The 20335-nt window shown below is 54.6% G+C and carries 22 protein-coding genes and 1 tRNA gene; 5 read left to right on the forward strand and 18 right to left on the reverse strand.

Going from position 1 to position 20335, the window contains the following annotated elements; translation table 11 throughout:
• The first annotated feature begins 49 nt into the window (after nt 1-49).
• Nucleotides 50-826 carry an intradiol ring-cleavage dioxygenase gene (locus tag H6F43_RS16675; protein ID WP_190343845.1) on the forward strand — a complete coding sequence of 259 codons (777 nt, stop codon included), beginning with the start codon at nt 50-52 and terminating at the stop codon, nt 824-826.
• A gap of 29 nt (nt 827-855) precedes the next feature.
• Here H6F43_RS16675 and H6F43_RS16680 read toward each other — a convergent pair whose 3' ends face one another.
• Nucleotides 856-1479 carry a GDYXXLXY domain-containing protein gene (locus H6F43_RS16680; RefSeq protein WP_190343846.1) on the reverse strand — a complete coding sequence of 208 codons (624 nt, stop codon included), beginning with the start codon at nt 1477-1479 and terminating at the stop codon, nt 856-858.
• Between the two features lie 11 nt (nt 1480-1490).
• A complete protein-coding gene (locus H6F43_RS16685) occupies nt 1491-2882 on the reverse strand; it encodes a DUF2157 domain-containing protein (RefSeq protein WP_190343847.1) in 1392 nt (463 codons plus the stop codon).
• Between the two features lie 150 nt (nt 2883-3032).
• Here H6F43_RS16685 and ylqF point away from each other — a divergent pair, with 150 nt between their 5' ends.
• Entirely contained in the window at nt 3033-3896 is an 864-nt protein-coding gene (gene ylqF, locus H6F43_RS16690; protein WP_190343848.1) for a ribosome biogenesis GTPase YlqF, read from the forward strand.
• On the opposite strand, the gene H6F43_RS16695 is transcribed toward ylqF, so the two are convergent.
• The 7 genes from H6F43_RS16695 to H6F43_RS16725 all read right to left on the reverse strand — a co-directional run bounded on the left by H6F43_RS16695 (nt 3893) and on the right by H6F43_RS16725 (nt 12143).
• Nucleotides 3893-6094 (reverse strand): adenylate/guanylate cyclase domain-containing protein, encoded by a 2202-nt coding sequence (locus H6F43_RS16695; protein WP_190343849.1) that lies wholly within the window; start codon nt 6092-6094, stop codon nt 3893-3895. The genes ylqF and H6F43_RS16695 overlap by 4 nt on opposite strands.
• Before the next feature lie 67 nt (nt 6095-6161).
• Entirely contained in the window at nt 6162-6704 is a 543-nt protein-coding gene (locus tag H6F43_RS16700; protein WP_190343873.1) for a Uma2 family endonuclease, read from the reverse strand.
• 49 nt (nt 6705-6753) lie between these two features.
• Nucleotides 6754-7479, reverse strand: a complete 726-nt coding sequence (locus tag H6F43_RS16705; RefSeq protein WP_190343850.1) for a DUF928 domain-containing protein — start codon at nt 7477-7479, stop codon at nt 6754-6756.
• A gap of 169 nt (nt 7480-7648) precedes the next feature.
• The gene (locus H6F43_RS16710) at nt 7649-8386 is read right to left on the reverse strand and encodes a Stp1/IreP family PP2C-type Ser/Thr phosphatase (protein WP_190343851.1); all 738 of its coding nucleotides are present in this window, start codon (nt 8384-8386) and stop codon (nt 7649-7651) included.
• Between the two features lie 29 nt (nt 8387-8415).
• Nucleotides 8416-10191 carry an AarF/UbiB family protein gene (locus tag H6F43_RS16715; RefSeq protein ID WP_190343852.1) on the reverse strand — a complete coding sequence of 592 codons (1776 nt, stop codon included), beginning with the start codon at nt 10189-10191 and terminating at the stop codon, nt 8416-8418.
• 65 nt (nt 10192-10256) lie between these two features.
• Nucleotides 10257-10583, reverse strand: coding sequence for a DUF6825 family protein (locus H6F43_RS16720; protein WP_190343853.1), 327 nt, complete (start codon nt 10581-10583; stop codon nt 10257-10259).
• A gap of 54 nt (nt 10584-10637) precedes the next feature.
• Nucleotides 10638-12143, reverse strand: coding sequence for a serine/threonine-protein kinase (locus H6F43_RS16725; RefSeq protein WP_190343854.1), 1506 nt, complete (start codon nt 12141-12143; stop codon nt 10638-10640).
• 347 nt (nt 12144-12490) lie between these two features.
• Between H6F43_RS16725 and H6F43_RS16730 the strand changes: the two genes are divergently transcribed.
• Complete coding sequence (locus tag H6F43_RS16730) at nt 12491-13663, forward strand: hypothetical protein (protein WP_347272424.1); 1173 nt, start codon at nt 12491-12493, stop codon at nt 13661-13663.
• A gap of 327 nt (nt 13664-13990) precedes the next feature.
• Here H6F43_RS16730 and H6F43_RS16735 read toward each other — a convergent pair whose 3' ends face one another.
• Nucleotides 13991-14584 (reverse strand): hypothetical protein, encoded by a 594-nt coding sequence (locus H6F43_RS16735; RefSeq protein WP_190343855.1) that lies wholly within the window; start codon nt 14582-14584, stop codon nt 13991-13993.
• Nucleotides 14585-14806: 222 nt separating this feature from the next.
• Between H6F43_RS16735 and H6F43_RS16740 the strand changes: the two genes are divergently transcribed.
• Nucleotides 14807-15598: an ATP-binding cassette domain-containing protein gene (locus tag H6F43_RS16740; RefSeq protein ID WP_347272425.1), complete on the forward strand. Its 792-nt coding sequence runs from the start codon at nt 14807-14809 to the stop codon at nt 15596-15598.
• Between the two features lie 66 nt (nt 15599-15664).
• On the opposite strand, the gene H6F43_RS16745 is transcribed toward H6F43_RS16740, so the two are convergent.
• From H6F43_RS16745 to H6F43_RS16780, 8 genes are all read right to left on the reverse strand, one after another.
• Entirely contained in the window at nt 15665-16003 is a 339-nt protein-coding gene (locus H6F43_RS16745; RefSeq protein WP_190343856.1) for a P-II family nitrogen regulator, read from the reverse strand.
• A 197-nt stretch (nt 16004-16200) separates the two neighbouring features.
• Entirely contained in the window at nt 16201-16764 is a 564-nt protein-coding gene (locus H6F43_RS16750) for a hypothetical protein (protein WP_190343857.1), read from the reverse strand.
• 323 nt (nt 16765-17087) lie between these two features.
• A complete protein-coding gene (locus tag H6F43_RS16755) occupies nt 17088-17228 on the reverse strand; it encodes a hypothetical protein (protein ID WP_190343858.1) in 141 nt (46 codons plus the stop codon).
• 138 nt (nt 17229-17366) lie between these two features.
• Complete coding sequence (locus H6F43_RS16760; protein ID WP_190343859.1) at nt 17367-17507, reverse strand: hypothetical protein; 141 nt, start codon at nt 17505-17507, stop codon at nt 17367-17369.
• Nucleotides 17504-17857: a hypothetical protein gene (locus H6F43_RS16765; RefSeq protein WP_190343860.1), complete on the reverse strand. Its 354-nt coding sequence runs from the start codon at nt 17855-17857 to the stop codon at nt 17504-17506. The genes H6F43_RS16760 and H6F43_RS16765 overlap by 4 nt, the downstream gene beginning before the upstream one ends.
• A gap of 290 nt (nt 17858-18147) precedes the next feature.
• Nucleotides 18148-18585, reverse strand: a complete 438-nt coding sequence (locus H6F43_RS16770; protein WP_190343861.1) for a response regulator — start codon at nt 18583-18585, stop codon at nt 18148-18150.
• Nucleotides 18586-18830: 245 nt separating this feature from the next.
• Nucleotides 18831-19289: a 50S ribosomal protein L9 gene (gene rplI / locus H6F43_RS16775; RefSeq protein WP_190343862.1), complete on the reverse strand. Its 459-nt coding sequence runs from the start codon at nt 19287-19289 to the stop codon at nt 18831-18833.
• A 103-nt stretch (nt 19290-19392) separates the two neighbouring features.
• Nucleotides 19393-19464, reverse strand: a tRNA-Val gene (locus H6F43_RS16780).
• Between the two features lie 143 nt (nt 19465-19607).
• Here H6F43_RS16780 and H6F43_RS16785 point away from each other — a divergent pair.
• Complete coding sequence (locus tag H6F43_RS16785) at nt 19608-20327, forward strand: metal-binding protein (RefSeq protein ID WP_190343863.1); 720 nt, start codon at nt 19608-19610, stop codon at nt 20325-20327.
• The last annotated feature ends 8 nt before the right edge of the window (nt 20328-20335 follow it).

Genomic DNA, 20335 nt, shown 5'->3' on the forward strand with positions numbered 1-20335 from the left:
TGTCCGTGACGTCATTCTCTTCACCGTTTAATTCGTTTGTTACAAACCAATGAAAAAACACCGCGCTAATCGACTCATCGCCGCTGTCCTACTGCGCCGACGAGACGTGCTTGGCTTTCTGGCAGGCACGATCGCCGTATCGCTGGTCGGGTGCTTCCGTGGGCAGTCCACTTCAGCCAAGCCAACCAGTGCGCCTATGCAGGCAGCGACTCAGGCTGCTGCCACAACTCCGTCCTGTGTCGTGCGACCCCAGCAAACAGAAGGTCCCTATTTTGTCGATGAGGGGCTCGATCGCTCCGATATCCGCTCTGATCCCGCTGATGGATCAGTGAAACAGGGAGTCCCGCTGCGGTTGACGTTTCGGGTGTCTCAGGTTGGCACCACTTCCTGTAGCCCTGTGGCTGGAGCGACCATAGACATCTGGCACTGCGACGCGCAAGGCGTCTATTCCGATGTGAGGGACCGAAACTTTAACACCCTTGGGAAAAAATTTCTGCGTGGCTACCAAGTGACCAACGCCAACGGAACGGCTGAGTTTGTTACCATCTACCCTGGTTGGTATCCAGGCAGAACGGTCCACATCCACTTTAAGATCCGCACGGGGTCTGCATCTCAGCACTACGAGTTTACGTCGCAGCTTTACTTTGACGACGCCCTCACCGAGCAAGTCCACGCCCAGCCTCCCTATGCTGCAAATGGACAGCGGACCCTAAAGAACGATCGAGACGGTATCTTTCGGGAAGACGGCAAACAACTGATGCTCCAGCTAACCCAAGGGGCGCAAGGCTATGCGGGAACGTTCGACATCGGGCTTCAGATGTCGTGAACGATCGGTCAATCAGCCGCCTAAACGAGTTAGAAGCGGTAGTTGCGATCGCGCACCCACAAACTGACTGGAACTGCATTGCCCGTCGCGTCAATTTTGGTCTCGACCACAAACGCTTGAGGCGTTTGCCGGGTCTGCTGAATCGTGGTGTTGAGCTGGGTGCGCTGATCTTCGGGCATGTAGTAAGATTCCAGCCCGTACAGAACTTGCCCACTGCTGTAGCGACCTTTAATCGCAATCTGGTTTGCAGACAGGTTCGTGGGACGATCGACGCTCACACGCACAGGCTTCCAGGACGTCGGCGGATTGGTGGCTTTATCGGGAGCTTGCAGAACGACGTAAAGATCGGTTAGCGGTGACTGAGTGAGTCGATCGCCTCCCGGAAGCTTCTTGAGAAAATCCACCTGAGAAATTGTGTACCTTAGCGTTTGCGAGTAGCCGCGCATGATGTCGTAAGGATCAACCGGAATCGTTTGCAGAACCACGGTTTTTCCGGTGACGTACGTGTAAGCATCCTGAGCTGGAATCGTCACAATTAAAGCAGCCTGGAATACCAGCGGCAGCCACAGGCGCCAACCCGGAAGCCGTTTGGGTGCGCTGGTGACTGGCAGATTGAGCGTTTCGGGCATCGAAACGGGTAACGGATCGGTCATGTCATTTCCTCCTAAGATGGTAGCGGTGCGTGAGGTTTGGTCATGCGCTCAAATCGAAGTCCGGCAACGATCACGCCGACTCCACAAACAACCAGAACGATCGACTTCAGCAGCAGTCCGGTGTCGTACTCGAACACGCGGCTGACAATGCCCAGCACTAACAGCGCCATGCCGCCCCAAAATAGCGGACGCTGTCCGATTGCCAAGCCGTCTCGAATCAGCCCGATCGCCAAAAAGAACAGCATTCCGTTGAATACCAGCGGCAGCACTCCTGATACGGGTAGCAGACTCATCCGCCCTAGAAGGAGCCCAGCCGTAAGAACGAGGAGACTGGCGATCGTGCGACTGTTGATCGTCAGCACAGTCGGTTGCCGAAATCCACCCAACTGCGACCAATTCACCAGCGCCAAGACGCCTAAGACGATCGCGTCTACCATCGTGGCAGAACTCCAGTCGCCAAAGCCTGCAGCTTGTCCTGCGTTAGGCAGCGGCGTAATCCACCACCAGTGAAACGAGAGCAGGTAAAACATGCCGCCTAGGAATCCCAGCGCAAGACCGCGTGCGACAACCTGAAACGGTGCATTCTCGCTTAAGGCTTCAGACTGTCGCTGCCAAAACCGATCGCGGTAGCTCCACAGCAGCGCGGGTGGTAGCACAAACGCCGCCACTAAGACGAACCCTGCTCCGAGTGGCGAGGCGCTCCACAGCATCAAAGGTCGAAGATTGATCAGCAGTGAAGCGACGATCGACACGGCGCTGAGGGCAAAGATGACGCGTGATCGACACCAGTACGCCAGTGGCACAAACACCGCGCTGACAATCAAAGGCAAGTGCCGGATGATCAGCGACGACCACCCGAACTCTTGCCAGTTGAGCCAGCTCAGCAGGCTAGACCAAAAGCCGATCGACAGCAGAATCAGCGCCATTCCTGCTAGCGACGTGAGCCGCAAACTGTACGCCATTGCGGTGACGCCAAAGCTCCAGACGAGGAACAGTTCGTACAGTTCGCCGCTTTGGTGAAAGATTTGAGACATCAACGCCAGATTTGCCCCTAGCAGCAAGCCAGCCAGCAGCAGCAAACTTTCACCCAGACGTTGTTTACCACTGCGCCATACATAAAAGCCCGCCGCACTCACGCCAATAAAGCAACTCAGCATTAGGGCAGACTGCATTGATCGCGATAGCGCCTGCCAGTTGGCTGCCACAAAAGTAATTGCGCCCAAACCGACCAGCACTGCGCCTAAGCTAATCAGAATGGTAATGAAGCGGTTCGATGCCTCGCGCTCTAGACGATCGAAGCGGTAGCGATCGGCAAGCTTTTCGTACAGAGTTGCATCGATTAATCCTTCTTTCCACCATTGCTCAGCCGCTTCTCGAAGCTGGCGGCGAAATTTTTCGTCCATTGAAGTGTCCAGAATCTCTAGATCCTAAGATACGAGCGGACGCTACCCAGTTCCGAGCAACTCAGCCACTCCTTAATCTGGTTAGTGACTGACAACAGGCAATCAATCCAATGAGCGTTAAGATCGTCTCTGGTTGCTGTGTTGATTGCTATGTCCACCCCTCCGATTCAGTGGTATCCCGGTCATATTGCCAAGGCAGAGAAAAATCTGCGCGATCAGCTAAAGCTGGTGGATGTTGTCCTGGAAGTGCGGGATGCGCGAATTCCAATGTCCACAGAACATCCACTGCTAAAGCAGTGGATTAACGGTAAAGGGCGCGTTTTGGTTTTAAATCGGCTGGATATGGTTTCATCGATCGCGCGGCAGCAGTGGACGGAGTGGTTCAAGGCACAGGGCGACGAACCCTACTTTACCGATGCCCAACATGGAAAAGGGATTGAGGCAGTCACCCAAGCGGCACAGGCAGCCGGAATCCAAATGAACCAGCGCCGCCGCGATCGTGGAATGCTGCCCCGTCCTGTTCGTGCCGTCGTGATCGGCTTTCCCAATGTTGGTAAATCTGCCTTAATCAACCGTCTGCTGAAGCGGCGCGTTGTAGAGAGCGCTCGCCGCGCTGGCGTGACGCGACAGTTGCGCTGGGTACGCATCTCAGATCAAATTGAACTGCTGGACGCGCCCGGAGTGCTGCCTTCAAAGCTGAACAATCAAGACGCGGCGCTGAAGCTTGCCATCTGCGACGACATCGGCGAAGCCGCCTACGATAACCAGCGGGTCTCGGCAACGCTGATAGACCTGCTGAAAGACTTACAAGCCACGGCGACGCTGCGATCGCGCTATGATCTCGACGCCAACTCTATAACTGGGGAAACCTTCCTGCACACGCTAGCAGAACAGCGCTTCCAAGGCGATGTAGAGCGCACTGCCCGTCAGTTGCTAACCGAGTTTCGCAAAGGCACGCTGGGCGCGATCGCCCTAGAACGCCCACCATCGGTACCCCATAGCGAAAGCCACTAGTGACGGCGTAACTCCTCTAGCACGCTTGCTACCTCAGGCAGTACGCTGGTGAAGCGAATTCGGACGCATTCAGGCGCGGCTGGCTTATCCAACACTTTGGCATATAGGTTCTCGCAGGGCGGCGAGTCGGGTAAGTACAGAGCAATCTTGAGGTTGCTCAGCGGAGTCAGCAGGTGATCTGACCACAGCTCTGCCCCGATCGCCGACAGCTTGATCAGCTTGCCCTCAAACACGGTGCCGACTAAATGCTTGCCTTCTAGCACCGTGTAGCGCACGGAGACGGGGGTTTGTAGCGTGACCAGTTCTTCTGCCTCTTCAGAGAGAACCACACCGTATTTGCCGCCGATGCCGTTGACGTCGTACAGCGTGATCGGTTCGCGAATGCCCTTTGGCTCAACTTGCATTTGCCCCTTCACCTGGACGATCGCGCCCGCATCCTTAAAGGTGTGCTGCGAGATCAAAATTTGCCGCCCCACCGTGTAGGACTCAATTCGCGCGGCCAAGTTGGCGTGGTTGCCGATCGCGGTGTATTTAGCACGTCGCTGTGAACCAATGTTGCCGACGATCACCTCACCCGTATCAATGCCGATGCCCATCGCGATCGTCGGCAATCCCATCTGCCGATTTTGCCGATTTACCTCGTCCATCGCGGCCTGCATTGCTACCGCACAGGCGATCGCCCGCTGGGAATCGTCCTCGCGCTGAATTGGTGCGCCAAATAGGACAAAAATGCCGTCACCAATGAATTCATTGATGGTGCCTTGGTAGCGGCTGATAATGTCGGACATGGCACCCAGATAGAGATTCAGGATAGTCACGACTTTTTCGGGCGGAAAGTACTCTGAAATCGCTGAAAATCCCCGCAGATCCGATACCAGAATTGTGACTTTTCGCCGCTCGCCGCCCAGTTTCAAGCCCGCAGGCGTTTCCAACAGGCTAGCTACCACTTCATCCGTGAGATAGCGTCCAAAGGTGCGGCGCATGTCAGCCGCCGATCGAGCCACGTATCCAGTAATTGCCGTTGCCGACAGCACCAGTGCTATCACAGGCGGCACCACCGGAATCCACCAGCCTTGCAGAAACGCGCCAAAGCCAATGCCGACGACGCCAGCAGAAACCACGATCGTGCTCAGCGTACCCAGCAGAGTCCACGGGTGTTTAATATAGCGCTGCTGCCAACTCAGCACAGCCCCCACCGTTGCCCAGCCAAAAATCCACAGCCACTCCCACAGGTCGTCCCATGTTTTCAAGCCCGGACGGCGATCGAGCACCTCGCTCAGAATCTGACTTACCAGATTGGCATGAATGGTGACGCCTGCGGTGCGACTGGGAGCCGTGAGGCTGCTGCTATAGGGGATGTAAAACAAATCTTTTAGGCTTTCAGCCGTCGAGCCGATCAGCACAATGCGATCGCGCAGCATTCCGTCCGCAACGCGGTTCTCTAGCACTTGGCTTAAGGTTAGCGTCTGAAACTGCTGAATTGGTCCTCGGTAGTTCAGCAGCAGTTGGTAGCCGCCCGCTCCCGCTCGCACATAGGCGCCATCGTTGCCGTTAAACACAGGGAACACCGCTGGACCCAGTTGGATCAAATTATCCGAGGTCAATTCTGGGTGAATGTCTTTTTCTTGGAGGTACTGCGCTGCCAGCAAAAAGCCCAAGCTGAATACCTGCTCTCCCGACGGGTCCTCTAGATACAGCGGCATTCGTCGCACTTTGCCGTCGCCGTCCAGCGGGAGGTCATTTGATCCGACGCGATTCTGCTGTTGCAGAACAGGCGGTGCCGCCACCGAGGAGCTATCGGCGCTACCCACGACTTTTCGTACCCCGTACAGGTTTGGCGTCGTCTCAAAAATCTTGATTAGGGCGTCGTGTCCCGGATTCACCGGCAAATCCCGGTACAGGTCAAGTCCGATCGCGCTTGGCTGCTGCTGTTTAATGGTCTCTAGAACTCTGGCAAGCGTGGCATCCGTCATCGGCTGTCCGACTTTCTGCACATCTGCCTCGGTGATCTCGACAATCACGATGCGCGAATCGATCGGCTCTACTGGACGCAGCAGAAAGAACTGATCCAGCATCGGAAATTCCAGCGGTTGCAGCAGTCCCGACGAACGCAAGCCAATCACGATCGCCGTAACGCAGGGAACCGTCACGAGCACTCCCCGCCATTGCCATGCTTTCTGCTTCAGCCTTGTCCACATGATGACTAATTTACAGACGGGTCCGGCTGCAATCCGGTTCGTTTTTTCGTTTTTTAATTAAGTTGAATTAATCAAATTCGGGTGCCCAAAGATCGGCGATCGCCACTTCCCATCCCGGCAGCAGATCCGGCAGGCTCAATCGGTCGCCGTCTTGCAGGATGACGGTGTCTTGGTTTGCTCGATAAACTTCGACGATTCGCGTCTCTGGATTAATCAAAACACCCACTTTAGACCCCAGTTGCAAAAAGCTCTGAATCTTGTTTCTGAGCTTTGTGAGGCTATCTGTGGGGGATTTCACTTCTACCATCAAATCAGGGGCAAGTTCCGCGAACGATCGCGGACTGCGACGAAGCCGCTCTGCCTGAACGAATGACACATCGGGAGCACGAGTATCAGAGTTCGGTAGAGTAAATCCAGCACTAGATCCCGTAACGCGACCCAGTTGGCGTGGTCGAACCCAGTTGCGCAGTTGAGCCGCAAACTCAGTTGCCACCTCATCGGATTCGTACCCTGATGGACTCATAACAATGATTTCTCCATCGACTAGCTCCATGCGCTGGTCGGGAAACTGTTCCTGCAATTTCTCCAGATCGCTTGTGCTCAGCGGCATCGTGCCTCCTCGATCATTCACTGACAGGTCTGCTAGAGCGGTGCGATCGTTAGTTAGCAAACGGCTCGTTCGCGAGGGTGCCCAACCCTACAGAGTTCAGCAGTTCGATCCAATCGGATCGCAGTTTCGTGTCTAAGGGGGCTTGACGACGCAGATCCGACAGGCTGGACAGCGTCTCGTGCCAGATACCCGACTCGGCGTAGAGTGCGGGACGATCGCTCAGCGGCATCGTTTCCACAGATTTTACGAGCGATCGTGTCGGCGCAGTACGCTCGACCCAGCCCTCGACAAACGGATCGCCGCTGGCATCTAAGGACGCATTGCAAGTCAGAGTCAGAAACCAGTGATAGCGCTTACCCGTCTCCAGAGCAGGCGCGGTGTTTGGTAAATCAATCCGCATCACGCCAGCCGTCGCCGGTAATTTCAGCGTGGCTTCGTAGACTACATCGCGATCGTCGCCGCTAAGCAACAGCAGATTCGCCGTCTTTGCTGAAGATCTGGGTACGTAGACAAAGAAACTGGGGCGCTCGGAAACCGTCAGTGAGATGCTGCCGGGAGGAACGAGCGGGGTGAGCCGCTTTGCTCCTCGCACGCAGGTACCGCGAGTGGCGCCGCCTGCGGTTGTGGGAGGCGCGCCGCGGCTGGGGACTTTAAATGTCAAACTAATTTTTCGGGGTGCCACACTCCGAGACGCAGACGGAGTGGGTGCTGCAACCGCAGGTGCAGCGACGATCGGGAGCAGAACCAGCGACAGGGCGGCGAGCTGAGACTTCATTGGCTTCAACAAGTGACGATGAGGAAGATGACGGAGCAACAGTGTGATCGGTTTCACAGATCAGTATGGACACGAATCCACGCAATCTAATGTGATCGCAATCCACGGTCAACTAAAAATTTATTCAGGCGTTGCCGTGCCCTTTCCAGAAACTGACGCGCGACGATCGCTAGTCGCGGCTTAGGGCATCGCATGCCACGATGACCACCGTAATGTTATCCCGCCCACCGCGATCTTTTGCCGCGTTAACCAGTGCTGTCGCTGCTTTGTCGCAGGCGCGGATCGTTTTTAGCTGAGAGGCAATGAACTGGTCAGGCAGTTCCTCGGTCAGCCCGTCGCTGCACAGCAGCAGACGATCGCCCGGCTGCACCTGAAGCGACTGGACATCCAGTTGACTTAAATCTTCCCGCCCCAGACACTGCGCCAGCACGTGCCGCCACGGATGCACACGCGCTTGGTCTGACGTAATTTCGCCACTGCGCATCGCCCGTGCCACCCAGGTATGGTCCTCGGTGATTTGATCCAGCTTGGAACCGCGTAGACGGTAGAGCCGCGAGTCGCCAATGTGGGCGCACCATGACTGCTCGTCGCGGAAGACCAGCACGACGATAGTAGTACCCATATCCGATCTCTCCGGGTGGCGGCGTTGATCCTGCAAAATGCGCTGGTTTGCTTCCAGCAGAGCATCTTTAAGTAACGCTGGAGACTCCACTGCCGCCGACCACTGGTTATCCAAGTACTCTTGAATCGCCTGTGAGGCAATTCGGCTGGCTTCTTGTCCACCTGCGTGCCCACCCATGCCGTCTGCCACGATGAAGAATCGCCCCTCGGAATCGATGTAATAGGCGTCCTGGTTCACCGAGCGCAAGAGTCCCGCATCTGTCAGACCCGCAAAAAACCGTTTCATAGCAAGGCAGCACGCCAGTCAAGAAAAATTTATGGCATTCGATCAGCACGATCAATTCGAATCATCAGCCGAATCAACGCAACAGCAGCAATCCCAGCGACAGACGCAACCAAAAGGGCTAGCCACGCAAACCCACTGACCAACAGAATTGTTGCTGAGACGGTAAAGGCACAAACGAGAAGGGTGTAGTTCGTTCCCATATTAACGCCGCTCAGCCGCCGCAGAACGCGATCGGTTTCGATTGATCGCGTCCGCACGCGCAAGTCACCCCGCTCCAGCTTGTCGAGGGTGTCCTCGATGCGGCGCGGCAGCCCCAGAGCGGTGCTACTGACCTGTGCCGCCTGACGGCTGAGTTCGCTCAGGAGGTTATTGGCGTCTGATGAAGGATTGCCTGCCATAATCTGTAAGGCGAAGGGCTTTGCCACTTCCATAAAGTTAAAGTCTGGGTCCAGTCCTTTGCCCACGCCCTCCAATGTCGAGAAGGCACGCATCACAAAGGTAAACGTGGCGGGAAAACGGAACGGCTGTCCGTAGGCGATCTCGTACAGATCATCACTAATTTCGCTGACGGACTGGTTCTCGAAAGGCTTGTCCATGAAGTTATCCAGCATGAACTGCACCGATCGCCGCACCGGTCCCATATCACTGGCTGGGGCCAGCGCACCTAGCTCAACCAGGGAGGAGACGACGCGATCGGCGTCTTTCTGAGCGATGCCAAAAAAGGTGTCCAGCAGCTTTTCGCGGGTAATCGCCTTCACCTGCCCCATCATGCCGAAATCGTAGAAGATGAGCGACCCTTCCGGACTAACCGCAATGTTACCAGGGTGCGGATCGGCGTGAAAAAAGCCATCGTTCAGAAGCTGTTGCAGGTACGCTTTGGCACCCAATTGAGCGATCGCCTTGCGATCCAGCCCCGCAGCTTCCAGCGCTTCGTAGTGGCTAATCTTGATGCCGGGAAGGTATTCCAGCGTCAGCACCCTGGGTGAGGCATAGCGCCAATACACCCTCGGCACGTGCACCCAGTCTTCATCCCGGAAGTTGCGGCGAAAGGTGTCGGCGTTGCGCCCTTCGTTAAGGTAGTCAATTTCCTCGTAGAGGATGCGACAGCACTCGTCGTAAATGCCCAGCCAATCCCGCCCTTTGCCCCACTCTGGGTGGTTCTGGAAGTAGCGAGTAATGCCTTTAAGGATGTCAAGGTCAATCTTGAACAGCTTCAGCAAGCCCGGACGCTGCACCTTGACGACGACTTCTTCGCCTGTATGCAGCTTGGCGCGATGCACCTGTCCCAGGCTTGCTGCCGCCAGCGGCACCGGATCAAAGCTGCGAAACAGCTCTTGAATCGGCTTGCCTAAATCTTGTTCAACGATCGCTTTTGCCTGCTCATAGCTGAACGCGGGCACACTGTCTTGCAGCTTAGACAGTTCCTCCACGTACTCGCTCGGAAACAAATCGGCGCGAGTCGAAAATAGCTGCCCCACCTTAATAAAAGTAGGTCCAAGATCTAACAGCGTTTCTCGAATCCAAATTGCCGAAGCTCTGCGTCGATCGGCGCGGCTTGCATCGGTCATGCCGCCTGGATAAGTCCACGCTTTACCGTAGCGCCACTGAGCCAGCAGCAGCAGCAGCACAAACGACCAAATATCCACAAACCGCCGTCGTCGCGAGTAGTTCTCGCGATTCCAACGATAGGCTTTATCGCCGTAGGGTCTTCCCTTGCGGGGACGCCCAAACGAGGATTGCGTGCCAGCAGCTACAGGCTCCGCAGAGGGTCCAATGGGGTCGGAGTCGTAAGAAAGCGCAGACACTCGAAATCCTGGTTCGTCCTTGGTTTGACTTGTCACTAATGGTATCAAAGGAGACGCAAGCAGCGCTAGAGCGCGCTGCTGCGGTATCGCTTCAATTCCGCCCGAAGCTGAGCAATTTCTGCTCGCAGATCATCGATCGTCGCTTGCAAATCGCCGGAGTAGTTTTCGATCGGAACGATCGCGGTCGTCGTCCGCCCACGCGTTGCCACTTCTTCCGCTCGATTCGCTCGCTCTAACACGTCCTCAGTGAAGTGACGTAGTCGCTCGCGCTGCTCGGCGTCAAACTTACCCATCTCACTCAAAGTATCTGTGAGAACGTTCTCAGCTTGCTCGTAGAGGGCTTCGGCAAATGCTCTACCAACAAAAAACGCATGAATTAGAGGACTACTCATTAAGATATTCCTGCACGCTGCCCAAATTATAGCGTGCTGACGAGGGAGGAAGCGCTACGGTGCTGGACTTGATCGCGTCTCCTCTGGCTGAGCAGAACCCAATGGCGGATCTGGGTTCACTTGGGCGGGCGCAACAGGTTCAGTTGCAGGCGCAACGGGCTGCGGTGCTGCAGGTCGCGGTGCGGCAGGCTGCGGTTCTGGGACCGCTGGGGCCTCCTCAACCGAAGTAGAGTCCGAGTCCAGGGCAGGAGGCGTAATCTCCTCCGGCGTCGGAGAGGGCTTTGGCTTTGGAGCGATCGGGGCGCGAATGGGCACATCGCTTCGAGGGGAAAGTGGGGGAGGGAGCTCACCTCCGACCGGGGCCGCCGTGGGAGGTGGGGAAGTAACAGGCACAGTTATAGATTCTGCCGACACAGGAAAATCTTTGACAGGTGGAAACACCTGTTCTGTGTGAAAAATACTCGATCCAGGTCCAGTCGCCCCGCTAACGCGGAGGGCAAGCCCTGCCCCAACTCCCATCACTAGCGCCAGCGCTGATGCCAAAATCAGCGGTTGATTGGAGGGCTGAGCGATCGACGGTGGCTTGGGAGGTGTGGGTTTGCTGGGTGATGCAGCAATAACTGGCACGGTGGCAGGAGCCGCAGACGCTTCGTTCACCTTGGCGGAGGGAGGATTTCCCTTAGCAGACGGGGGCGGTGCTGACCCATTCTGATGCACCTGAATCAGCGGCAGTTCAGTACTGTGGGGCAGCAGCGAAAACCACGCGGCGATCGTGGGTGGACGAGTTTGGGAGTTTGGGTCCATGCCGCTAAGGATGGCGGCCTCTACCATCGCGCTAAGCTGCGGTTGCAATTGGCGCGGTGACACCAAAGAAGTTTCGTGTCGTTGGGAAGCCGCGATCGGAGGCTGTCCAGTCAGCAAAAAATACAGGCTTGCAGCCAGTGCGTAAACGTCCGTTGCGGCTTGGGGTTCGGCAGACTGATACTGCTCGATCGCCCCATAGGGGTTGCTGGTGGAGAGCACGTTTGCACTGGCTCCGGGCAGCAGCGAAGATGTAACGCCACCAAAATCTACCAGTACAACAAAATCGGCTCCGGGAGGACGAATCAAATTCTTGGGCTTGACGTTGCGGTGAACCAAGCCGTGCCGATGAATCAAACCCAGCGCAGAACCTACCTGCCGAATGTAGCGGAGAGCCTTTGCTTCCGGCAGCGGTCCCTTTGCCTGCACTCGATCGGCTAAAGACTGCCCTGCTACAAAATCCATTACAACAAACGGCAAGCCCCCTTCTTCAAACATGTCCAAAATGTGAACAAAGCCCGGATGCTGACAGCGAGCAAACTGGCGCACGTCTTCGACAAACTGCTGCTTAAGGAGAGCAAAATCCGCGGGGATCTGCGGATTTGGGCGCAGCATCTTGAGAACAACTGCTTTGTTGAGATGCGTTTGAGAAGCTTTGAACGTGACGGTTAAACCCGTGTGACTCAACACCCGCTCCAGGAGGTATTTACCGCCTTGCAGAGGCGAACCCGCTGTCAGATTCATATCAATTCGCTGCAATAGTTCAACCCATGCTAACAGCCTTCGGGGCGATGAAGCCGAGATCCGGAGACCCCGTTTAAGGAGGCAAATCTAGCAAGGGACTGCTCTGAAAGAGCTTTATTTAGCAATACGGTTTCAATCTTTGCTTTGGTTTCAGGCATTACCTGAACAACTTTTTGAAACTTCGGTGCAACGGTATGTCTACCTCTGTATTACCTCACCCGCTGCCCCGATCGCTCCCGCCTCAGATTCTCAATCCTTCGATCAGTCGCCCCGGAGTTGATTCAGCCAGTAGACACTAGATAGTGACGCAAGGCAGTGATGGTGCGATGATAGGAAACAATTTTAACTAAACCTCTAATCCTGTGAACTCGTCTGTCGATACCCCCCGATCGCTCACCTCTGCTGACTTCTCAATTATCCCTGTGACCACAGCGGCAGATCTAGAGCGATTTCTGGATGTTCCAGCGATCGTCTACACCAATGATCCCAACTGGGTGCCGCCGCTCCGCAGCAGCATCGCTAGGCAGCTTGCGCCCGATCACCCGTTCCGAGAGTATGGGAAATTGCAGGCGTTCCTTGCGCTGCGTGGGCAGCGTCCGGTTGGGCGCATTGTAGCGGCAGTAAATCAGCGACTGATCGATCGGGAAGGTCAGAGCGTGGGACTGTTCGGCTATTTTGAGTGCATTCATGAGTTTGCCATAGCCGAAGCGCTCCTAGATACCGCCTGTGACTGGCTTCGAGAACACGGCATGACGCAGGCGCGGGGACCCATCAACCTGTTTACCAACAATAGCTGTTTATTTCTGGTGGATGGCTTCGACTCGCCGCCAATGGTGATGATGCCTTATAACCCACCGTACTATCCAGAGTTTGTCGATCGACTTGGCTGGCACAAAGCCAAGGATGCCTACTCCTACAACTTCCCACTAGACACGTCCCTCCACCCCAAATTCGAGAAAGCGTACCGTGTTGCCTGCAAGTCTGGCATCACGTTCCGTCCCCTCTGTACCAAGGGCAAAGGCTTTCAAGAAGACTGTCTTAGTTTGCACCGCCTCTTTGCTAAAGCCTTTTCTAACAACTACAGTGCCACCCCACACACCGAAGCGGAGTTTTTGGAAGAAGCCCGCGACCTGCAAAGCCTCGTTGATCCTGACTTGTTTCCGGTTGCTGAGTACAACGACGAGATGATTGGTTTTTGGATGGGCTTGCCGAATTACAACATTGCGCTCAAGCACGTCAACGGCAAACTAGACTGGCTCGGCATTCTTAAGTTTCTCTGGTACCGTCGCCAGATCGATCAGGGACGGGTGTTAGTGATCTGTTCGCTACCAGAATTCAGCTCCAAAATGGTGCCGCTAGCGCTGATCTATCTGGGTTTGCAGGGCGGTATTAAGAAGGGCAAGCCCTACAAGCAAGCAGAACTCGGACACGTCTACGAGGATAACTACCCCTCACGCAAACTAATCGAGGCGTCGGGCGGCACGATTTATAAGACCTATCGAATTTATGAGAAGTCTCTAACAACTGAAAACTAGGCATTGGTCACTGGTCATTCGTTATCAGTTGATTTCGTAACCAATGACGAATAACCCATTGCAAATGGCAAAGGATGTACTTCACTCGGATGGAAAATGCTATATCCATGTGCTTATTCACGCTTTCTCTTTGCTAATTCAACCGTTGCGCCTGCAAATTCACTAACACGGCAGCAGTAGAAGTTTTCAAACATCTATACAAGTAAGGGCGTGATGGGACGTCGCTAAGCGGCTCCCTATTGCCTTTCTGCACCGAACCGAGGAGCTGCGAATTGCGGCTCCTCGGGCTTTTGGGCAGTTTGAGGCAGACGGTTCGTTGCGGCTTCGTCAGGCGCACCCTTCAACGAATTCAACCTCTGGTAGTTTGCCCGATCGAAATAGCGTTACGCGACCATTTAGGGTCTCGAAAACTAGCCGGTAGTTACGGTCAGCGGCATCGTTAGGCACGAATGTGAGGTAGCGCCCGCCGCGATCTCCAGTGTACTTATGTGGCATGACTTGAATTCTTCCTGCATACAACGACTTAACACGGGCTTCGGTATCACCAATTTTCGCCCCGCTCACGGTTGTAATTCGACTGCTTCTGTAAACATCGACACGGGCAATGCGATCGCGGGTGCGATCAATCCGCTCATCTTCACGGTTGCTAATCACCATAAATCCCAAATCTGCCGGACCCGATTTTGACGAAAGAAAGTAGCATCCACCCGATCCAGCGCGTGCGCCTTTTTCCACCAGTTGGACACCAGCGGACTTCTCAGCCTGCGCGATCGTCATGCCAATCCGAATCGGTCCAATGCCGTCGATCGCCAGCTTTGATTGCTCAGTCAACCGACTTTGAGCGCTAAGGGGAAAACTAATTAGCAGAAGCGCGACGATCGTGCTGATGAAGAGTGCTAGAAAGCGCCTATTAAACTGCATGGGAAACATCAAAATTAAGAACTGAGATCTCTACAGGCTGCTTACTCAGAACTCCTGAACTCAACAGCAACCGATCGTTAACCGCCCAGTTCTTTCAGAGGTTCTACCACTTCTTATCAGCCATTCGACCGATCGCAGCTTGATGCAGTTTCAGAGCTATCCTTGGCGATACCTTACACGCAACTTGTTATCATGCGAAAGCTTTCTGTTTAGCTGCTGCTCGTGTTCACTCATTCAATTCCACTACTTAATCTTGATCGCGTCAGTCTGGCTCCTAAACTGTTTCGGTCTGTCAAAGGCAGCGTCAGCGCTCCACCACCGGACAGCTACCTGCTGCGGGACATCACGTTTCAGGTGGCTTCGGGCGATCGTGTTGTGCTAGTTGGTCCGTCTGGAGCCGGGAAAACGTCGCTGCTGCGATTGCTGAATCGGCTGAGTGATCCCACTAGCGGAACGGTTTACTTCAACGGGCACGATCTGCGGCAGCTACCCGTGGTGCAACTGCGGCAGCAAATGATGCTGGTGTTGCAGGAGTCTAAACTGTTGGACATGACGGTACAGCAGGCATTGGAATATCCGCTGAGACTGCGGCAGCTAGACAAGCAAGCGATTCAACAGCGCGTGGGCGAGTGGCTCGATCGCCTACACATTCCCACCGAATGGCTTTCCCGCACAGAACTGCAGCTTTCAGTCGGACAGCGCCAGCTTGTGTCGATTGCCCGCGCCCTAATTACCCGACCGCCAGTGCTACTGCTAGATGAGCCAACTGCTGCGCTAGATGTAGGACGGACCCAGCGTTTACTGAACGTGCTGACGGAAGTGACCCAAGGTGGCGAAACAACCGTATTAATGGCAAATCATCAGTTGGAGGTTGCCAAAAGCTTTTGTACTCGCGTGTTGCATCTACAGCAGGGCGCTTTAGTGCGAGATGTGCTCGTGGAGCACGTTGATTGGCAGGAGCTGGAGCGATCGCTCATTCAAGCTGAAGCAAAACAGGCTGAAGATTGGGACTAAAAAAAGGCACTCATAGTGTAGAGGTGCCTTCTAGTTAATCTAGAGAACGAAATTTACGCTTTGCCGCTAAATCGCCTCCATATTTTTCTCGCCCGTGCGAATCCGAACAATCTGCTCAACGGGGGTAATAAAGATTTTGCCATCACCAATTTCGCCAGTTCGAGCCGCCACAATGATTTTCTCCACCACCATGTCTACCTGCTCGTCTTCAACGACAATCTCGACTTTGAGCTTCTGGAGGAACTCAACCGTGTACTCAGAGCCACGGTAGCGCTCGGTTTGCCCTTTTTGTCGCCCAAACCCGCGCACCTCCGAAACTGTCATGCCCACGATTCCCGCATTCACAAGGGCAATCTTAACTTCATCTAGCTTAAATGGGCGGATGATTGCTTCTACTTTTTTCAACGCCTACACTCCTTCGTTGCTTCTAATCGTCACTCTGCTGTCTAGCATGTCACTTCTATCATCGTCAAAAGTGAATGTTTTGTAGCAAAAAATACACTATTTACGATCGCGACACCAGGCATCGCTTCAGGATTCATTATGGGGCGATCGCGATCAGCCAACCGCTTCCATAAGAATTATTCCAGGAACGCAATTTGCTACCGATTTGGCAGCAGCGGGCGCACAATCAGAAATCCAGTGCCAAAGGCTGTTATGACGATCAGGAAAATCACCAGCACCAACCACAACCCACCGATTTCAGTAGCGCGTTCCGGTTGCGGGGTCCGACGCGGTTGAACCTCTTGCTCAGTAAATCGTGGTGCGGGTGCCGTAGGCTCTGCAGGTTCCAGCTTCGGAACACGCTTGCGGGGCGGGGTTTTTGGCTTTGGGGGCGGCAGTGGCTCGATCGGAACCAGCGCTGGCTGGGGCGCAGCCTCCGGCAGTGCAACAGCGACTGGCTGAGCATCTGCCAGTTGGTGAAGTTGGAGAGTCGATTGAACGACCCGTTCAATTTCCGATCGCAGGCGCTGGTTTTGCTCAGTAAGCTGCTGATTTTGTTGTTTCAGCGACTCTAATGCAGCTTGAGTAGACTGCAACTCAGTTGCCACTTGCCGATACAGCGAGATCGGAACCGAAGGCGAGTAGGAAGTTCCTGGTGCAGGCTTAGCAGAAGAAACAGGGGGTTGAGCATTTCGCATAAACAATTCAGCAATTCCAGGCATGTCTAGAGAGTCCGGGCTTTTGAGGCGCAGATGCCCGAAAAGCTACATAAGAATAGCCGCAATTTGAGCGAGGCGATCGCAAACTTTGCGAAGAATTTTTTGACGGGTGTTGCGCCATTAGTCGTTAGCGACTAACTAGCTGCTATCGAAGCGTTACGCTTGATTCGCTAGCCGCTAACGGCTGCTCAATGCCAGACTAACTCGGCGATCTCCTACTCAACTTGAGACGAAGGTGGCAACACTGCTGGGGCGTCGTCGATTGATAGCAAAAACTGCACCAAGTCTGTCTGATCCTGTGGCGTAAACCCTGCCTGCTGATCCACTCAATAGTTGTGTCCGCTACTGTCTGAGTGGATTTGCTGAAGCTTGGTGTTAACACGGTTTGCGTTGATCGCTGCCCCTTGCAGCGTGCGATCGATAAGCACCCGCAGGCTAGCGTCGGGATCGGGCTGAATCCACTGCACTAGCGTCTCCGCTAAACCGAATCTAGCAAGAATCGGCAACGGTGTAGTGCCCGTCCGCTTCTTGATTTAGCACGTCTGCGCCCTACCTACACCGCCATCGTGTAGGTAGGGCGCACTTAAATACAGCCCAATTAGGCTCTACACTTGGTAGCCGCCTGCAGAATTGCCGACAGCATATGCAAGATTGCGCACCGACGCGGGTGAAATCTCAGTTGGGACAGCCAGCGCGGGAGAATCGATCGGCAGCGTGACATTGCTGGGGTAAGAAATCCTAGTCAAGGAGACGGCGAGGTTGTTGGGCTAGGAGACGGACTGATATTGGTGCCGCTGGTACCAGGAGTGGTGCCACCCGTGCCGGTACCAGGAGTGGTCGTGGTGCCACTAGTTCCAGGAGTGGTCGTAGTGCCGCTGGTACCAGGAGTAGTCGTGGTGCCACTAGTTCCAGGAGTGGTCGTAGTGCCACTGGTGCCGGGACTAGTTGTAGTGCCACCCGTGCCGCTGGTACCAGGAGTGGTCGTCGTATCGGTACCCGTACCGCCTGTGCCTGTGCCGCCCTGATTGCCTCCACAGGCACCCAGAAGAACTACCAAGCCGATCGCCGAAGTGAGAAGTGCGAATGTCCGTTTCATAACGCCTTTGCTGCTATTGATTAGTAAACGCTACTGTTTTGGTGGGAGTCGAGTTCACTAACGTCCATCACCCAGCGCGCCTGACCTATCGTCGGTGATGTCAAATAGCTTGGCGTCTACCAATGGGGGTACCGTCAATGCAGCAAAACTGACGCAATAGTATCCTAAACATCATTTGTCCTGGATAGCACTAACGCTGTGACTGTACCCTTATGGGTGCGCACTGATAGTGGATTGAATAAGTGCAGCCACTAGGGTATGAGCTGACATCCCGCAGTAGCGTGAGTTAGCTAGACGGGGCAATTCTCTGAACGATCGGTCATCGTTGCGATCGTCTCGATTAGCCTATCCATGTCGATCGGTTTTGGTAACCACCGCTGAAATCCGGCAGCCATAGCAAGGGCACGGTCTTCATCGCTCACCATAGCAGTAACAGCGATGGCAGGAAGGGGGAATTCTTCCGTCTCTTGCGCCCTGACTTTTTGAAGTAGAGAGTAGCCATTCTCCTCTGGCATAGCAATGTCGCTAATCAAGACATCGGGTCTGAACTGCTGAATCGCATCCAACGCTTGGCTAGCTGAAAATGCCACTTGGGTGTCTACGGCATAGATTTGCAACATCGTGGAGATGAGGCTGCATGAATCAACGTCGTTGTCCACTACTAAGATGCGCAAGCCTTGCAGGACTGAGTGGTTGTTGGAAAGCATGGGGGCTTCAGGCGAGGGCATTCTCTATAGGTGCTCTAGAGTAAGGATCGGCTAGAAACTAGCTAAATTCTAAAAACATTATAAAGGGTATGCCTTCTTAGTCATTCTTAATATAAGAATTTTCAGCGATTTTAACGGCTTCTTAGCTCTAGGGCTACCGATAAGATTGGAGACGAAGCATTGACACGCTGCAAAAGCAAGAGGGCACGGTTTCCCGTGCCCTCTCTACAACTGCGTGAGACGATCGTTATGTGAGGCGATCGTGCTTAGCTTGCAACAACCTCAACGTCAATTGTGGCGCTCACATCAGGATGCAGCTTAATTTCTGCCTTGTAGGTGCCTAGCCTGTTAATCTCCGGCAGCGTAATGCCGCGGCGATCGACCTCCTGCTTCGATGCAGCCAGAATCGCGTCTGCGACATCCTGCGTAGTAACCGTTCCAAAGATGGAATCTTTCTCGCCCGCTTGCTTGGCAATAGACACGCTGCCAACCTTCTCTAGCGCTTGCTTGCGGGTTTCTGCTTCCTGCTTCAGCTCCAGCAGGCGCTGCTGTTCCAGCGCGCGACGTCGCTCTACCTGCTTAAGAATTCCTGGAGTCGCGCTTACTCCGATCCCCTGCGGGATTAGATAGTTACGAGCATATCCCGGAGCCACTTCGACTAAATCACCGGATTTGCCCAACTTGCTAACATCTCGGCTAAGAACCAACTGAATACGCTTTGCCATACATCTTTCCACTTAACACATTTGTAACGGACCACTTAACACATCTGTAACGGGCGCGAGAGTCGATCGCTCTTCCCTCAACCATGAATTATCAGCGGACCGATGGGCAGTACAGGATTTGAACCTGTAACATCCTGCTTGTAAGGCAGGCGCTCTACCGTTGAGCTAACCGCCCGCTTTTGTGCATCAGGCACGGTTAATGATTGTAGCAGACTCTTTTGCTAATAGCACTAACGAAACTAATTTTTTTTAGGGGTCCACAGTTGCGATCGCCCTCTAAAATCAACCTAGTCCCATCCTTATAAAATACCCTGACTCATGCCCTCCGGTCGCACCCACGACAGCATCACCCTCTGGGGTTTACCTCTGGTAGTCGGGATTACGTTCGAGTACACCCGCAGCAGCACTCTGACGCTCATCGTTACAGGAGGCTATCTGTTTAGCGGGCTGATGTTTGGTCCAGACTTAGACATCTACTCCCGCCAGTACAAACGCTGGGGACCGCTACGCTGGATTTGGCTGCCCTATCGACGTATGGTGCGACATCGCTCTGCTTGGTCTCATGGTCCCATCGTGGGTACAGTAGTGCGCGTGGGCTACCTACTGATGTGGCTGGGGTCCTTTGGCATCGTGGTACTTTTGATGGGTACGATCGCCGCTCAGATCTTTGGTGGCGTGGCAGATGGGCGATTGCTGCTTCAGCAGTGGCTTGATGCTTGTGCCCTAGCGCTGGCACAGGCGTTTAAGCAATATGCGGTGGAAGGGTTGACGCTCGGCATCGGATTGGAACTCGGCGCACTCAGCCACACGCTCAGTGATTGGATTGGGTCTGCGTACAAGCGATGGCAGAAACGACGATCGCGAAAACTGCCTACTGTGGCGAAATTGCCGCTGCCTGCCGACGCGCAAACTCCGACACATCTCTTGCCACAGCCCAGCGAAACTGAGGCTGCAGCACATCGGGTGCCCCAGCTTAGCCAACCGCTCAATTCTTCAGTATCCTCGCGCCGTAACCCTCAGCTTCCACCGTTCGTCTAGCTGATCCA

The organism is Leptolyngbya sp. FACHB-36 (genome assembly GCF_014695955.1).
Lineage (GTDB): Bacteria > Cyanobacteriota > Cyanobacteriia > Leptolyngbyales > Leptolyngbyaceae > FACHB-36.

Coding starts and splice junctions, on each gene's coding strand:
- H6F43_RS16675 (WP_190343845.1), top strand. CDS start 50: ATGAAAAAACACCGCGCTAATCGACTCATCGCCGCTGTCCTACTGCGC.
- H6F43_RS16680 (WP_190343846.1), bottom strand. CDS start 1,479: ATGACCGATCCGTTACCCGTTTCGATGCCCGAAACGCTCAATCTGCCA.
- H6F43_RS16685 (WP_190343847.1), bottom strand. CDS start 2,882: ATGGACGAAAAATTTCGCCGCCAGCTTCGAGAAGCGGCTGAGCAATGG.
- ylqF (WP_190343848.1), top strand. CDS start 3,033: ATGTCCACCCCTCCGATTCAGTGGTATCCCGGTCATATTGCCAAGGCA.
- H6F43_RS16695 (WP_190343849.1), bottom strand. CDS start 6,094: ATGTGGACAAGGCTGAAGCAGAAAGCATGGCAATGGCGGGGAGTGCTC.
- H6F43_RS16700 (WP_190343873.1), bottom strand. CDS start 6,704: ATGCCGCTGAGCACAAGCGATCTGGAGAAATTGCAGGAACAGTTTCCC.
- H6F43_RS16705 (WP_190343850.1), bottom strand. CDS start 7,479: ATGAAGTCTCAGCTCGCCGCCCTGTCGCTGGTTCTGCTCCCGATCGTC.
- H6F43_RS16710 (WP_190343851.1), bottom strand. CDS start 8,386: ATGAAACGGTTTTTTGCGGGTCTGACAGATGCGGGACTCTTGCGCTCG.
- H6F43_RS16720 (WP_190343853.1), bottom strand. CDS start 10,583: ATGAGTAGTCCTCTAATTCATGCGTTTTTTGTTGGTAGAGCATTTGCC.
- H6F43_RS16735 (WP_190343855.1), bottom strand. CDS start 14,584: ATGCAGTTTAATAGGCGCTTTCTAGCACTCTTCATCAGCACGATCGTC.
- H6F43_RS16750 (WP_190343857.1), bottom strand. CDS start 16,764: ATGCCTGGAATTGCTGAATTGTTTATGCGAAATGCTCAACCCCCTGTT.
- H6F43_RS16765 (WP_190343860.1), bottom strand. CDS start 17,857: ATGAAACGGACATTCGCACTTCTCACTTCGGCGATCGGCTTGGTAGTT.
- H6F43_RS16770 (WP_190343861.1), bottom strand. CDS start 18,585: ATGCCCTCGCCTGAAGCCCCCATGCTTTCCAACAACCACTCAGTCCTG.
- rplI (WP_190343862.1), bottom strand. CDS start 19,289: ATGGCAAAGCGTATTCAGTTGGTTCTTAGCCGAGATGTTAGCAAGTTG.
- H6F43_RS16785 (WP_190343863.1), top strand. CDS start 19,608: ATGCCCTCCGGTCGCACCCACGACAGCATCACCCTCTGGGGTTTACCT.